The sequence below is a fragment of the Burkholderia ambifaria AMMD genome, from assembly GCF_000203915.1.
GTDB classification, from domain to species: domain Bacteria; phylum Pseudomonadota; class Gammaproteobacteria; order Burkholderiales; family Burkholderiaceae; genus Burkholderia; species Burkholderia ambifaria.
Genome location: NC_008390.1, coordinates 234789 through 249211, shown reverse-complemented (window position 1 = coordinate 249211; position 14423 = coordinate 234789). Strand labels below are relative to the sequence as shown.

Sequence of the window (14423 nt, the reverse complement as noted above, 5' to 3'; positions counted from 1 at the left end):
CGATCAAATTGCGCCCAACCGTTACGGTTCGGTACGCCCCAGATGGGCTCCTGCATGCTATGCGTCTTCAGCGCGCGGCGAGTCGGAAGCGGCCGAGTTTCGGGCGTCGCAAATAGGCACGCGTTCGCGTCGGCGGCCGGGCGTCTTCCATCCGGCGGCCCGCACTATCGGCGCCGCGCCCCCGGCAGCGCGGCCGCGCTCCGCGCGATGCTGCGCGCGATCCGTCCGCATGCGCCAGCTCCGAATTGAGCCCCGGATCGTAGATCGTGAAGTCGATCCCCGCAACGCGACCGGACGCGACGAGCAGGCCGAGCAACGCATCGAGCCCATCGAAGTCCAGCCCCGGCGAGCCGGGCGAATCCACGGCAGGAAGTTGCGACTGATCGAGCACGTCGAGATCGACGTGCAACCACACCCGCCGAAGCGCGCGCCTGTGCAGCCAGTCGACGAGTTCGCCAGCGACGGCGGCAGGCCCGCGCGCGAGCAACTGCTGGATCGTCGTTTGTGTGATCGCCGTTCGAACGATATCGCCGTAGGCCGCCTCGAACTCGGCGGTTTCCGCGTCGCGCTCGCCGACCTGGCATACGTCGCGATCGTCGACGAGCGGACCATCGAGGTCCGGCCAGCACGTCAGCAGCGGCTCGCCCCGGCCGGTCGCCAGCGCGAGATCCATCCCGGCCGCGGAGCCGAGCCGCGTCGCCGTGTCGTAATTGCCCGGATGGAAGAAGTCGCTGTGCCCGTCGACGTGGACGAGCCCGCGGCCCCCTGCGTGCCGGTTGCCCAGCAGGCACCCGAGCAGGATGCTGCAGTCGCCGCCGAGCACGATCGGAAAGGCGCCCCGTGCGAGCGCACCGGCGACGTGCGCGGCGAGTTCCCGCGAGAACGCGCGGATCGACACGCCGTTACGGATGCGAGTGCCGGGTTGCGGCTCGAACGCATAGGCAGGATGCGGGAGCCACGCAACGCGCGCGCCCAGACGCGCGGCGAGTCCGGTGGCGAGTAGCGCGTCCGGGCCGCGCCACGTGTCGGGCTCGCGGCCGGCGCCGTTCGGCTTCAGGCCGAGGCTGCTCGGCGCGGCGATGAGTTCGATCGGCCGAACGACGCCGGTTGACGAATGTTCGGCCTGCAGGTCGGATGAAGCGGTCGGCTCCGTCATGACTTCTCCTCGCGCAATCGCGGTCGTCGGGCGTGATAACCTGTAAAAATGCCATCAAAGGTTAGTATCGATTTAACCCATGTCAAAGACTTCACCGGTTATGGAAGCGCACACGTTCGTGGCGCGCGATTTCATCGGCGGTCACGCCGTCCTCGACTTCGTCAACACGGTGACCGGCCGCGACGACACGCCGCGCGACTGGCTGCCCGATTACGACGCGTATCTGGCGTGGCTGGCGTCGGCGACCTTGCTCCCGGCGCTCGACCTGAAGCGGCTCGCGGCCCGCGCGGCCGAAGCCCCGGCGGCGGCCGACCGCGCGTTGCGCGATGCCAAGGGCCTGCGTGAAGCGTTGTTCGGGATCTTCGATGCGCTCGCACACCGCGCATCGCCGGCCGCAGCGGATCTCGCCACGCTGGAGCACGCGTGGCGGCGGGCGGTGAGCAGGCAGCGGCTGGTCGCGACGGCCGGACGAGTGGCATTCGGCTACGCGCCGGATACGCGCGTCGACGCGGATCTGCACCTGCCCGCCGAGCTGATTGCGCTCGACGCCGTGAAGCTTCTCGACGCGATACCGGACGGACGGCTCCGGATGTGCGCGGGTCCGAATTGCGCGTGGCTGTTCATCGACGGGTCGAAGACTGGGCGTCGCAAGTGGTGCGACATGGCAACCTGTGGAAACGTCGCGAAGGCGCGACGGCACTACCACGCGACGAGGCACGGGCTGGCGGGGGCGGCGCACGATCGCGACGCGGCCGAATAGGAGCGGGCCGCGTCGAAAGGGATACACGGGGCGCCGGCGCTATGCGCGGCATGCTGGAAAACAAAAAGGGCCCGGTCTTGCGACCGAGCCCTTCGGATTTTCGTTGGTGGAGCGGAGGAGGATCGAACTCCCGACCTTCGCATTGCCCCGGAAAGGCTACCCCCAAGCAATCGAAAACATTCGACGCCCGTGCTGACGCAGAAAAATGGGCACGAGCCGTTCGAACGAGAGATGGATCAGGGTCGCTTCACGCAAAAATCAAATCTGTGCCATACGAGGTCTGGTTCGGATGTCGTTAGTTCAGTCGCCGACGCGGGCAGTCATGCTGCCAATCAAGGTGCACCCGCACTCGGTATGATGACCGTGCAATGCGACGCGCTGGCCATCGATCGTCACCGTCGGATGAGCCTCGATAATTTTGTTGATGCCGTGCGGTCGACCGTCCGGATATTTTTCTGGACAGTCCACCAGGTCATGCAGCCGCGCAATCTTTTTGCCGTCGATGCTATGGGTTTCCGAACCGGTGATCACTCGCCCGCCGTGCGAGGTTTCATCACCGACCACGATCATCTGTAATGCCATCTTGCTCCCCTTATAGCGTGACTGACTGCGGCGCGGGCCCCGTGTCGCGCGCCGTCAGTATCTCAATCTCTGCCCAGACATTCATCGGGACCCGGGCGATGGCGACGCCGAACAATTCGTGTGTCTGCTGACGCCGAGCCAGCAGATCATGGACAAACCGATGCTGATCAAAATCCATGCCGTACAGGTAGGTGTACTGGCAGAAAACCAGGCGATCCCCCGGCTCACTGATTCCCCATTCCACCGCGCGGTGGTATCGGGGAATGAAGTCGTCAAACCGATCGAAATAGGGGCGATCGCCGTTGGCATCACCAGACTCGATCAGTGCCGCAAGAATCTCGTCCGGCTCCGTGTGTGCCGTAAGAACGTCAATATCAGCCTGCTCGAACTGGACCATGACGGAGCGGCATATCCGCGCGCTCGATGTCGAATCGTTTCGGATGCGCTGCCACGCCTTGTGGCGCCCCCGATACATCCACTGCTCGATCGGGCTCATGAACATGGCGCGAACCTGCTCGCCCCATGCGTCAAAGACCACCCCGGTGTTACGCGGGTCAAAGAACCGGACCATAGCGGTCATGTTGTCGCCAATGTCCGCAAACAGGAACGCTTGCAGGTGCGTGACGAGCGCATCCATTTCGACCCGGCTCCAGATCAACGACAGACAGGGACTTTGAAGGTCGAGTTGATCGAGCTCCGCAAACCAGTCCGCATCCGTGTCGCTCACCGGCACCAAGAACAGCGAAGCGGGTCCGAGCTCTTCTTCGGGCAGCCCGGCGAAAACGGAGCGGAACGGTACGCCGGAGCGTTCGAGTAAAGGCACGACCTTCGGCGGACATACCGCCGCGTCGATCAACCCCATCAGGCGCGCTGGCGGGGAGGTAGTCTGTAGTTCCATCGAAAATCCAGGTTAGCGGCTTCCAGCCCACGTCACGCCCAGCCGGCTTGGGTTTGGCCAGTGCCGAGGTCCAGTTGCGAAGCGTTTGATGCGAGGCCGAGATAGGCCTTGCGATTGTCCCCGCCTGCAAATATGACTCGCGGGAAACCATATCCCCCGGGTGCATATTCATGGAAATACGGTATCCGGAACCAGCAGCGGCTGTCGTGCACGTAGTCGTCAAACAGGGTAATGGCGGCCGCGGGCAACTTGTTCACGGCGTCGGGCGACGTATGCTGGCGCAGGAATGATTCCACGCCAGGCAATGGCGCAGCCATCACGTCGTCCTGCACTCGATAATGTTGCACAATCGTCGACCAGGTCGAGTTGAGCAATATTCCGCTATACGCAAGTGTGACGCAGGGAGAGTCGCTCCCCGGTTGATCGTGCGCGACAACAAGAGTTGGCGGCACCTTGATCATTTCGCCGCCGGGAATCACCACCGGACGATGTTCCGTGCGCTTCACCTGCCACCGTTCGCACTGGTCTGGATACAGGTGCCCCAGAAGCAGCCGCATTTCTTCCGCGCCCTGCCGCAGGTCGGTCTGATCATTGGTCGCAACATCCAGCGGTCCTTCCCCCGGACGCGCAGGCTTGGGCTTATTGACCCCGGGATGAGCCACCGCGCCGGCCAGTTGTTCGTTGCGCCGATCCATTGCCTCGCGAATCACCTTCGCCTGTGGTGTCGAGTTCATGTACGACGCGTATCCGCCGATCGACGATGTCATAGCATTTGCCCGGAGGAGATCGTATTGCGACTGCAGTTTCTTCATCGTCGCATCGTTCTCTGCCGCCTTCGGGAGCGCCTGCTGAACCTTGTGCGGCGTCATCTGGTCTTCGTGGGCGCGCTTGAAGAATGGCTGTCCGGTGACATAGCGCTGCGGATTGCCGATATCCGCACGCAGCGTTCGCCATGCCAACATCTGACCTAGTCCGGCCTTCAGCGCGTCTTCTACGCTGCTAACATTCTCGACGGTCTTGCGCCACGCATTGAACGCATCAATCAGTGACGGGGCCAGCGCGAAGTCGGCAACCAGATCTGCGCGTTTGCTTATCGAATCACTATCCACCAGCGGCACACCATACGAGGCCGCCTTCAGGTACATATCGTGCAGCGGGATCTGACTTAGCTTGTGGCTGTCGTCATTCGCTTTCGACGTGGCGCCTCCTTTGCCCTGTTCGTTCGGGGCGTAACCGCCACCCACGTCCGAATGGACGCCTGGATAGGCCACCTCTTCACGAATGCCGCCATCGTAGCTGTCCCCGTTGCGGATCGAGTCAAGCGGGAAACTCATGCGTTGCTCATGTACTGAGAACGCGTGATAACAAAATCGCACATCCTTCGGGATATTAAGCCTCCCGTCGTCAGCGAATGCGAAGTGTCCGTCGAATGCGCCGAAGTCCACGGTTGCGCGCGTCGAGTCGGGTGGTCCGACAGAGGCAACCGTATCGAAAAGACCGACGAAGTTGACCTTGTAGTTCAGTGCATACTTGCCAGTCTGGTAGCCAATCCGCCCATTCCGCGCCCATTCATTCATCAGCTTGTTCACGAACACGCGCGCGGATGCCGCCCCGCGGGAGAAGCCGATCACGTTGATCCAGATCTGCTTGACCGTCTGCGGATATCGTCCCTCATCGACGGCCTGCTTGTGGGCGAGACCCAGTCGATCGGTGCAGCCGACCAGCGGGAGTTTGTGGCCATCGGCTACGGCTGCGCAAATGTCGTTGGCTTTGTCATCCGGAATCAGGATCCGGGTTTTGTCCGTAGCAATGGCCTTGTAAATGGCATTCAGTACCCTTGTATAGCCCCACACGCAACGACTGCCGAAACCCTTTGCCATCGACTTACCATCAGTCGAGTACGTCAGCTCGCCAATCTCTTTAAACGGAGTACCGACGCCGGGAATGTAGAATGCGAAAATCCCCTCTTCGTTCTTATCCTGTGCTGCGTTGTAGAGTCGAGCAACGTTGCTATGCGTGCGTGCGAGCGAATCCCGCAACGGATTGGTCTGCACGTCGTTATTGTTCGTGCCGTCAAAGAACAGTGTGATGTGGAGCGTCTGGGGGCAGGACATCAAAGCATCGCACACCAGCGCGCGCCCTTTTCTCAACGCCGTGACACTGCCCGCCACACGCCCTCCCTGAGGCACCGGGTCGGCCCATTTGACGCTCATTGCGCGTTTCCTCCGTCACGGTATAACCGATTCCATTCCTGATCCACCGCCCCATGTGCGATGTACGGATCATTGTCCGGGGGGCGTATTCCCGGATCGTTGGCATCGCCTCTCTGGCCATCAGCCACCATGATGCGGACGCGGTCACCCGGCAGGAACACGGCCCACAAGCCGCCCATCACGCGCCCATATTTCGGTATCCGAACATTTTCCGCCTTGTACCAATACCCCGGTGTCTTACCGTCTTGCTTCTTGTCAACCAGCCAGCGCACCGTCAGCCTCAGATCCGGCTGCCATGCTGTAGGGATGTCACTGCAGCAAGTTTCCTTACCACCGCCGGACGGCTTGCCGTCCGCTCCCGCCGGCCATACATTAGGGCCACCGCCAGTCACCCCTGACCCATCGGGTCCCTCGATCCCCCACTGATGGATGTACCAAGGGGTGTAGTTCAGCGTCAATGAACTTGCGCCGAGCGTGTCGTAGTGCTTCGGCAGGTTCGCCAAGTCGAGTTGTTGCGCCACGGCGCCAGGATGCTTGTCGCATGCGCCGAGGCCAAGCACGGCAATAAGGGCGATGGTCTGGATCGTACGTCGCCCATAACGGGGAAATCGGTCTGTCATCATGAATAGGTCTACGGTTTAACGGGGCACCAGGGCTGCTCCGCCCCGGGCCGCCTTAAGCATGCATTCGACACAGATCTTCTTCGGCGACAGATCAACCATCTGGTCCTTCGGGCCCGGCAGGTCGTGCGTCGCCGCAAACGCAGTAAATTTGCCCGTTGTGCCGCTCACCACGCCGCTCGCGTCCATGTTCAAGAAACTGCCGTTGACCTCGACGCGGAATTTGTGCGCCCGCAGCAGGATCTCCTCGCTTTCCAGCAGGATCTGCTTCTGCGCCCGCGCCACGATGGACTTCGTCAGCGCGTTCAATACGATGTCGCCTGCCGCCGACACCAAGTGCATCGGGCCGGTCTGCGCGAACAGGCGAAGGGTGTCGCGCACCGTCGCGAAGAAGCTGCGGCCACTGGCAATACCAATATGGCCTTCCGTCGTGATCGCGGCCTGCTGGGACGCCACATGCACGGTCGCTGGCGTTGTGATCTCGACGCCGGCCTTGCCGTCGATCACCAAGTGCGGCTCCGACAACTCCGGGAACGTGTTGCTGCCGCTCGCGCCAGAGCCGCGAATTTGTTCGTTCTGTGCCGCAATGGTGTTGACGAGATCGGCCTGATGGCCGTCAGCATCCTGTGCCTCGCTCTGCTGCGCGATCTTCGTGAGTGCATCATGCAGTTGCTGCGCTTTCCCGAGTCGATCGACAGTCTCGCTCATGTCTTTCGCCGCCGCGGTCGCGCCCGCGCGCGTCTCGGTCGTCACCAGCATGCCGCGATTGGCGCGCAATACGCCCCAGGAATCCGTTGCCAGTTCCCAGCCGGTACCGCGCGCTTCGGCTCGCCCCGCGTTGCCGTCAATGCGAGTGTTGTACCCGACGACAAGGCGCGACTGCTCGTGGTCGCTCGAAACTTGTACCTGCAGTTTCCCCGGCGTGTCGTCGGCCACGACCTGATTTGCCGCCGTGCCCTCGAGGTCACGAGAGCGCAGACCTGATAGCGTCTGGTTATCCGGGAGCTTCCACTGCACAAAGTTGGTGCCGTTCGGCACGCGCCCGGTAATGATCGGGCGGTCCGGCGCGCCATCCAGGAATGACACGACAACTTCGTCACCAATGCGAGGGACATGGATCATCCCAAATCCCTCGCCCGCCCATGGATGGCTCACGCGGACCCAACAGGAACTGCGCTCGTCGCGTTGCCCGATCCGATCCCAGTGAAACTGCACCTTGACGCGGCCGAGTTCGTCGGTATAAATGCGTCGACCTTGCGGACCAACCACGGTCGCCGTCTGCATCTGCATGACGGGCTTACGGTGTTCGAACGGGCTGCGGAAGGGCACGGATTTGCGCTGCGCTTCGATCTCGACGAGGAAGAAGCCCTCGGAGCCATCGAAATGCGTGGAGCCGGAGGCCGGCTGCCCTCCGAAGTTTGCTTTCGCCTCAGCCAATCTCCCAGTCAGACTATGCGGTAGATCGCCGTGATGGCTCGATCCCGGCAAGTTGTTCTCGATCAGCCAGGCTACTTCGATGACGGCGAATTCGCTGCGCTCACCTGACTCGCGGTCGTGTTCCGGGTGCCCGGTGAGCTCAAACCACCGCCCGGCGTCGACGCCACGCAACCCGCCCGCGCCATAAAACCGCTTTGCGCGTGATTCCCATTCCTCCATGCGCACCTTGGAAAGGTGATCGCCACGTTCCTGATCGAGATAAGTATAGGGGCCGGTGTACTCATACATCTCCAACTGTTCCGGCAACTCCTGCGACACCGTCGGAATATTGGTGCCCTTCGGATTGGCGAGCGGCGCGGGATACTTATAGTCGAATGTTCGCGTGGTCAGGATGGCGCTATGGAGGGTTCGCAGGCCGGACCAGTGAACCAACGCATCGACCTCGCTGTTCGTGCCGTATCTCGAGAATTGAACTGATCGCGCGGCGAGCGGATCGCACGTATCCAGGTGATCCGTGATGGTCAGGGTATGGGATTTGCCGTCGTCGGCCTGCTTCCAGATGCCGAACAGGCCTTCTTCTTCCATCAACCGGTGGACGAAATTCCAATCGTCCTCATACTGCGTACAGTACGATCGGGGCGGAAGCGGTTTTGAGAGTGCAAAATCGAATCGGCCTTTCGCGGGCGAATGCGCGTTGAACACGTCCCTGAGGATTTCGTCGACGGGCTTGTCCTGCCAGATGCGCTGATCACGGCGAAACTTCAGGAAATGCATCCATGACGCAAAACAGATCTGGTAACTGGTCAAGCCCCCTTCCGATCCCAGTCTTCGCACGGCATAGACGTAACCGTTTCGGGGAAGATAGGACTGATCTGCCTGCTGGATCCACAGCGTAACGGGTTGCCCGATCAGTTTTTTCAGCTTGAGGTCGCTGCGCGTTGACAGGACATCGACTGTGAAGTCGAAATGCCGGCCGAGCCGGGACCAGCCGACAGTGCGTTGAGGGAGCAATACACTGTCCCCGAGCGGGGTATCCAGTTTCAGCAGGCGGTCTTGCTGAAGCAGCCCCCCTTGAACCGCCCTCACGATGTCTTGCGCATCCATTTCCATCTCTTTATTACTTTTCGTTATTGACTTATTTATTGTCATTTATATGACATGGGCTCTCTTGCGCGATTCTACAGCCAAAAGCCCACTTGCCAAGGTGAACCAACGTCAAACACGAATGTGCGGCGGTAAAAATGCTCAGCCGGGCACCGTGTATGCAACCTCTTCGCTGACTCCAAGCGGTGGCGCGCTCGCTGAACACCATCGGAGATTGCGGCGAAATATCGGGGAAGAGAGGACGCTCCTACCGCTTTCCCAGAGCTGGTGCAAAAGGACTCTGGCAGAAGCCCATTGGCCTTACTGAAGGGGCCAGCCAGCGCGCTCGAGTGCGCGTGCCAGCTCTGAATCGTACGCCTTCGCGCAGCGGCAGAGACTTAGCGAGCTGAATCAACTGAAGCCATACGCTCTCATCATCCTGTCGTTGTTCTTCACCCGTGCAAGTGAACGGACCGTCCCCGGTGATGCAGATTTGATGGTCTTCCAGATACTCTCGCTTTGTGCGCATATTGCGCGTATTCAAGCGAGCCGATCGGAACACTTAGTTCGGCAGCGCGCGAAACTTTGCAGCCCAAAGTGGCGGAGAGAATTGTTGGGTCGCTACGCTTTCCGCGATAGCAGCGTCCAACTTTGCTCGCCGCGCGGGCCCCTCAGCTTGTTGCGCGACCGACCGCTGGATGATCTCCGGCGACGGCGCAATGACGATGTCGGCTGCTGATTTCGCCGAACAAACCGCCCAATCCCGGGGAACGTCGCGAGGCTGATGGTGGGGCGGCATGTTCATCACCGTTCAGATGACGGTGCGAAAGACGCGACAGCTGATCCCCATCCACATGCACGCCTGCGTTGTTTCGCTGTCGCTCCGGCTCCGTTCGTAATAGCCGGTTTGCATGTCGTTAACTCACACAGGTCGTGCTCGCCGACGTCGGCCTTGGATCTCCCGATCCGAGTAAAGGCTCATCGGTACATGGGTGACTACGAGTTGGATTGTCGTTGGTCCGAGTCGATCAGTCACGGCTAGTCCGCGCTCTGGACGATGGCACCGTTGGGACATCTGTCGCTACGGCAACGAATCTCACGGGAGACTGGGACATCAATAGACCGTGCTGGGCCGAAAAAGACCGAGACCGATATATGAAGAAAGCAAGAAAAAACCGGCCAAAGAGTAGCCGGTTTTATAGGAATTTCTTGGTGGAGCGGAGGAGGATCGAACTCCCGACCTTCGCATTGCGAACGCGACGCTCTCCCAGCTGAGCTACCGCCCCAACAGACAACCATCATACACATGCATTTCCACGCTTGGCAATAGGGCTTGCGTCACCCCCGGCGCGTCACTTCGACGGCGCGCCGGCCAGCACCCATTCGACCACGGAACGCAGATCCGCGTCGCTCAGGCGCGGGTGCGCCGGCATCGGAATCGCGCCCCAGACGCCGGAGCCGCCGTCCTTCACCTTCTTCGACAACTTCGCAACGGCCTGCGGATCGGACTTGTAGCGGGCGGCGATGTCCTTGAACGACGGGCCGACGAGCTTGCGGTCCACCGCGTGGCAGCCCATGCACGCATTGCTGCGCGCGACCTTCAGGCCATCGCCGACGTCCGCGTGCGCGGTGCCGAGCGCACCAGTTGCGAGCGCCGCGGCCACGGCGCCCTGCACGAACCACTGCCTGATTCTGATTTGCATCGACTTCATTGCGGCGTTGCCTTCGGGTTGCCCGGATGCACGCTCGACGAATTCGAGATCGGCGCGGGCGGTTGCAGCGGGGCGGACTGCACCGATGCATCGGGCACCGCACCGACCGTCGCGGCATCCGCGGGCGCGGCGGCGGCCTGCGCGTCGGACGCAGTGCTCGGCGACGCAGCCTGCAACGCCTGCGCGTCCTGCGGCTTGATGTACTGGAATACCTTCACGACCTTCTCGACGCCCGGCACCTGGCTCGCCGCAGCCGCGCCGCGGTTGCCTTCGTCGACCGTCACGAGACCCAGCAGGTAGATGTTGCCGCGCTCGCTGACGACCTTGTAGTAGTTCGCCGACAGCCCCTTCGTCGCGATCAGCTCGGACTTCACGCGCCCTTCGAGGTACGAGTCGTTCGCGCGCGACGACAGCGACGATGCCGGCTCGACCGACAGCTCGTTGACGATCGCGCTCACGTTGTTGATGCCGCGCACGATTTCCTCGGCGCGCTGCTTCGATGCGTCGTTCGGCACTTCACCCGTCAGCAGCACGCGGCGGTTGAACACCGTGACGTTCACGTGCGACTGGTCCGGCAGCCCGTTGTTGATCTGGGTGAGCGACTTGACCTGGATCTCGCGATCCTCGGTCTGCGCGCCGAGCGTACGGCGATCGGTCGCGATCAGCGCGCCGCCGCCTGCCGCCGCACCCAGCACGCCGAGCACGCAGCCCTGCAGCGACATCGCGAGGCCCGCCGTCAGCGCGGCGAGCAACGTGGTTCTGACGAGCGTCTGTTTGACGCGGCTTTTATTCATCGACGGCTCTCCTTCGTTCAATCCTCACCCAGCAGCATCGCGTCGATGCCGTCGCACAGGCAGTGGATGGTCAGCAGATGGACTTCGTGGACGTGCGCCGCACGCGAGGCGGGCACGCTGATTGGAATATCGGTATCGGACAGCGCGGCCGCGACGGCGTGGCCGTCGCCGCCCGTCAGCGCGACGACGGTCATCTCGCGCTCGTGCGCCTCGTCGATCGCGGCCAGCACGCGCGGCGACGCGCCGCTCGCGTCGAGCACCAGCAGAATGTCGCCGGTCTGCCCGAGCACGCGCACCTGCTGCGCGAACAGCTGATCGGCAGCGGCTGCGCCGGTGAGGCCGCCCTGCGACGCATCGGTGGCCAGCGCGATCGCGGGCAGGCCCGGACGCTCGCGCTCGAAGCCGCCGACGAGCGACACGGCGAGGTAGTGCGCGGCGGCGGCCGACAGGCCGTCACCGCATGCAACGATCTTGTTGCCGTTCGCCAGCGCGGCGAACATCGCGTCGACCGCGGCTGCGATCGGCAGCGACAGCACATCGGCCGCTTCGGCGTGAAGCGCGGCGCTGTCGCGAAAATGTTGCTGAATACGTTCGACTGACATCGATTCCTGGTGAACTGGGCGCGTGGCACGCAGCACGCAACGTCATGGGTGCGGCGAGTTTACCGCACTCCGGCACCGTCTCCAGCGGTATGGCAAGAACTCTTTACATCTCGTCACAGCTCGCGGCTACACATCGTCGGCACGAAATGCGTCATGCAGCCACTCGAGCCGGCCGGCCTCGAACGCGACGACGTCGAAACGGCACGCGGCGCCCTTGCCGTGCCGCACCCAGAAATGAAGCGCGGCCTTGACCAGACGACGCCGCTTGCGCCAGCCGACGCTCGCGGCCGCGCCGCCGTGCCGAGTGCTGCGCCGCGCGCGCACCTCGACGAACACGAGCGTGCCGTCGGGCGTGCGCATCACGAGATCGAGCTCGCCGCCGCGCATCGTCACGTTGGCCGCGACGAACGCGAGACCGCGGCGTTCAAGGAACTGCCGCGCGCGCTGCTCGAACGTCGCGCCCACCGATCTGGATCCCGCCGCGCCGGAAAAGTTGCCGCCGCCGTGCGGCAAACCGCGCCCGCTAGCCGGCGCGGCCGGCGCCGCGTGGCACAATGCCGTCCTTGTTCCGCTTGCGCCGCGATTGCGCGCATTGCCTGCCATGACTGCCCTCCTCGAACTCGCGCAAACGCAGCACTACCCGAACGCCGCGCTCTACGTGGTCGCGACGCCGATCGGCAACACCGCCGACATCACGCTGCGCGCGCTGCACGTGCTCGGCCTCGCCGACCGCATCGCGGCCGAAGACACCCGCAACACCGGCCAGCTGCTGGCCCGCTACGGAATCTCGAAACCGCTCGTCGCCGTGCACGAGCACAACGAACGCGAAGCGGCGCTGCGCGTGATCGAACTGCTGCGTGCCGGCGAACGCGTCGCGTACGTGTCGGACGCCGGCACGCCCGGCATTTCGGACCCCGGCGCGCGGCTCGTCGACGCCGTGCGCGCGGCCGGCTTCCCGGTGATTCCGCTGCCGGGCGCGAGCGCGGCCGTGACCGCGCTGAGCGTGGCGGGCGACTGGGCCGGCGCGTTCACGTTCGCGGGCTTCCTGCCGCCGAAGGCGAAGCAGCGTGCGAACGCGCTGCAGGCGCTCGCGCGGCACCCGTACGCGCTGGTGTTCTATGAAGCGCCGCACCGGATCGCCGACACCGTCACCGCCCTCGCCGACGCGTTCGGCCCCGCGCGCCGGCTGCTGATCGCGCGCGAGCTCACCAAGCTACACGAGCAACTGTTCCAGGGCACCCTGGCCGAAGGACAGAGCTGGCTCGATGGCGATGCGAACCGGCAGCGCGGCGAGTTCGTGCTGGTCGTCGAAGGCGCGCCGGCCGACAGCGGCGAAGCCGACGACACCGCGCACGACGCGCTGCTCAAGCTGCTGCTGGAAGAAGTGCCGGTGAAGAGCGCGGCGAAGCTCGCGGCCGCGCTGACGGGCGCGTCGCGCAACACGCTGTATGCACGCGCGCTCGCGCTGAAGGAAGGCTCGAAGGAAGACTGACAGGCGAGCGCGGGCGGCACTTGCCGCCACGCCCGCGAAAACGCAAAAGGGCTGCCCGAAGGCAGCCCTTTTTGCATCAGCGGACGAACCGCCGCGTTACTTCGTCGATAGCGACGCGAGCATTTCGTCGCGTGCCTCGCGCGCTTCCTGCGGCGACAGCCCTTCGATCTTCACGCGACCCGTGCCGGAGTGCACGAGACCGATCATCCTGGCAGCTGCATACGACAGGTCGAGCACGCGGCCGCGCTTGTACGGCCCGCGATCGTTGACCTTCACGACGACCCACTTGCCGGTCGACGAATTCGTCACCTTGATGTACGAGGACAGCGGCAGCGTGCGGTGCGCGGCGGTCAGCGCGTTCATGTTGAAGCGCTCGCCGTTCGCGGTGCGCCGGCCGTGGAAATCCCGGCCATACCACGATGCCCGGCCCGTCTGGCGGAAGTCGGACACGTCCTTGCCGTCGATCGGCTCGGCGTCCGCCAGCGACGACTTCTTCGCGTCCTTGCTGTCGGCAGCTGGCATCGATGCCAGCGCGGAATCGAAACTCAGTTGCTGCTTGTCGTCGTCCGCCTTGGCGGCCGCGGCCGTCTTGCTGACCGCGCTCTTCTGGTTGATGCTGCCGGTCGTCTGGCTGGATGGCACCGCACAGCCCGTCAGCGCGAAAAATAATGCAATGGTCCCGAATCGAGTCGGAAAACGTAAATTCATCGACGTGTCGCCTTGTGGTTCGGGCCGCACCGATACAACGCTGCTCAACAACGCGGATACACGGCCCGGACGGCAAATGCGGGCACGCCCCGCTCGGATGCGAGCAGGCGGCTAGCATGGGCGCGGCTTTCGTCTGTGCCGCAACCGTCCTGATTAGTTTTCACGTCTGGCGCAACCTGTCCCCGGCAGCCTGACCAGACCCCACATGCCGCCATCGAACATGGCTTTCACGTTCGCGCGCGTCGCGTACAGCCAACGCACAGGAACGGCGGCACAGGCCTCATCCGGCGGCGCGGCAGCAAGGCCGCAGACGGGCGCGCAGCACCCGGCCGGACAAGACGTGAGCACCGAATGCTCGGTGCTGGA

14 protein-coding genes and 1 tRNA gene are annotated in these 14423 nt (G+C 63.4%); 2 read left to right on the top strand and 13 right to left on the bottom strand.

What is annotated here, in order from left to right:
* Nucleotides 1–67: 67 nt before the first annotated feature.
* Nucleotides 68–1156, bottom strand: coding sequence for an arginase family protein (locus tag BAMB_RS01070; protein ID WP_011655720.1), 1089 nt, complete (start codon nt 1154–1156; stop codon nt 68–70).
* A 79-nt stretch (nt 1157–1235) separates the two neighbouring features.
* Here BAMB_RS01070 and BAMB_RS01065 point away from each other — a divergent pair, with 79 nt between their 5' ends.
* Nucleotides 1236–1916, top strand: coding sequence for a CGNR zinc finger domain-containing protein (locus tag BAMB_RS01065; protein ID WP_011655719.1), 681 nt, complete (start codon nt 1236–1238; stop codon nt 1914–1916).
* Nucleotides 1917–2216: 300 nt separating this feature from the next.
* On the opposite strand, the gene BAMB_RS33210 is transcribed toward BAMB_RS01065, so the two are convergent.
* The 11 genes from BAMB_RS33210 to BAMB_RS01020 all read right to left on the bottom strand — a co-directional run bounded on the left by BAMB_RS33210 (nt 2217) and on the right by BAMB_RS01020 (nt 12412).
* Entirely contained in the window at nt 2217–2498 is a 282-nt protein-coding gene (locus BAMB_RS33210) for a PAAR domain-containing protein (protein WP_006761785.1), read from the bottom strand.
* 10 nt (nt 2499–2508) lie between these two features.
* A complete protein-coding gene (locus BAMB_RS01055; RefSeq protein WP_011655718.1) occupies nt 2509–3396 on the bottom strand; it encodes a DUF4123 domain-containing protein in 888 nt (295 codons plus the stop codon).
* A 32-nt stretch (nt 3397–3428) separates the two neighbouring features.
* Nucleotides 3429–5609 carry a T6SS phospholipase effector Tle1-like catalytic domain-containing protein gene (locus tag BAMB_RS01050; protein WP_011655717.1) on the bottom strand — a complete coding sequence of 727 codons (2181 nt, stop codon included), beginning with the start codon at nt 5607–5609 and terminating at the stop codon, nt 3429–3431.
* Entirely contained in the window at nt 5606–6232 is a 627-nt protein-coding gene (locus BAMB_RS33205; RefSeq protein ID WP_011655716.1) for a DUF3304 domain-containing protein, read from the bottom strand. Before BAMB_RS33205 ends, BAMB_RS01050 begins: the two co-directional genes overlap by 4 nt.
* A gap of 15 nt (nt 6233–6247) precedes the next feature.
* Nucleotides 6248–8770: a type VI secretion system Vgr family protein gene (locus tag BAMB_RS01045; protein WP_227739465.1), complete on the bottom strand. Its 2523-nt coding sequence runs from the start codon at nt 8768–8770 to the stop codon at nt 6248–6250.
* Between the two features lie 247 nt (nt 8771–9017).
* Nucleotides 9018–9278, bottom strand: coding sequence for a hypothetical protein (locus BAMB_RS36235; protein ID WP_414429452.1), 261 nt, complete (start codon nt 9276–9278; stop codon nt 9018–9020).
* A gap of 681 nt (nt 9279–9959) precedes the next feature.
* Nucleotides 9960–10035: transfer RNA gene (locus BAMB_RS01040), tRNA-Ala, on the bottom strand.
* 66 nt (nt 10036–10101) lie between these two features.
* On the bottom strand, nt 10102–10461 hold the full coding sequence (locus tag BAMB_RS01035) for a c-type cytochrome (protein ID WP_011655714.1): 360 nt from the start codon (nt 10459–10461) through the stop codon (nt 10102–10104).
* A complete protein-coding gene (locus BAMB_RS01030) occupies nt 10458–11255 on the bottom strand; it encodes a BON domain-containing protein (RefSeq protein WP_011655713.1) in 798 nt (265 codons plus the stop codon). The genes BAMB_RS01035 and BAMB_RS01030 overlap by 4 nt, the downstream gene beginning before the upstream one ends.
* Before the next feature lie 17 nt (nt 11256–11272).
* Nucleotides 11273–11857: an SIS domain-containing protein gene (locus BAMB_RS01025; protein WP_011655712.1), complete on the bottom strand. Its 585-nt coding sequence runs from the start codon at nt 11855–11857 to the stop codon at nt 11273–11275.
* A gap of 126 nt (nt 11858–11983) precedes the next feature.
* Nucleotides 11984–12412, bottom strand: a complete 429-nt coding sequence (locus BAMB_RS01020; protein ID WP_011655711.1) for a YraN family protein — start codon at nt 12410–12412, stop codon at nt 11984–11986.
* Nucleotides 12413–12458: 46 nt separating this feature from the next.
* On the opposite strand from BAMB_RS01020, the gene rsmI reads away from it, so the two are divergent.
* A complete protein-coding gene (gene rsmI / locus BAMB_RS01015) occupies nt 12459–13349 on the top strand; it encodes a 16S rRNA (cytidine(1402)-2'-O)-methyltransferase (RefSeq protein ID WP_011655710.1) in 891 nt (296 codons plus the stop codon).
* Nucleotides 13350–13445: 96 nt separating this feature from the next.
* Here rsmI and BAMB_RS01010 read toward each other — a convergent pair whose 3' ends face one another.
* Nucleotides 13446–14057: a septal ring lytic transglycosylase RlpA family protein gene (locus BAMB_RS01010; protein WP_011655709.1), complete on the bottom strand. Its 612-nt coding sequence runs from the start codon at nt 14055–14057 to the stop codon at nt 13446–13448.
* Nucleotides 14058–14423 lie beyond the last annotated feature (366 nt).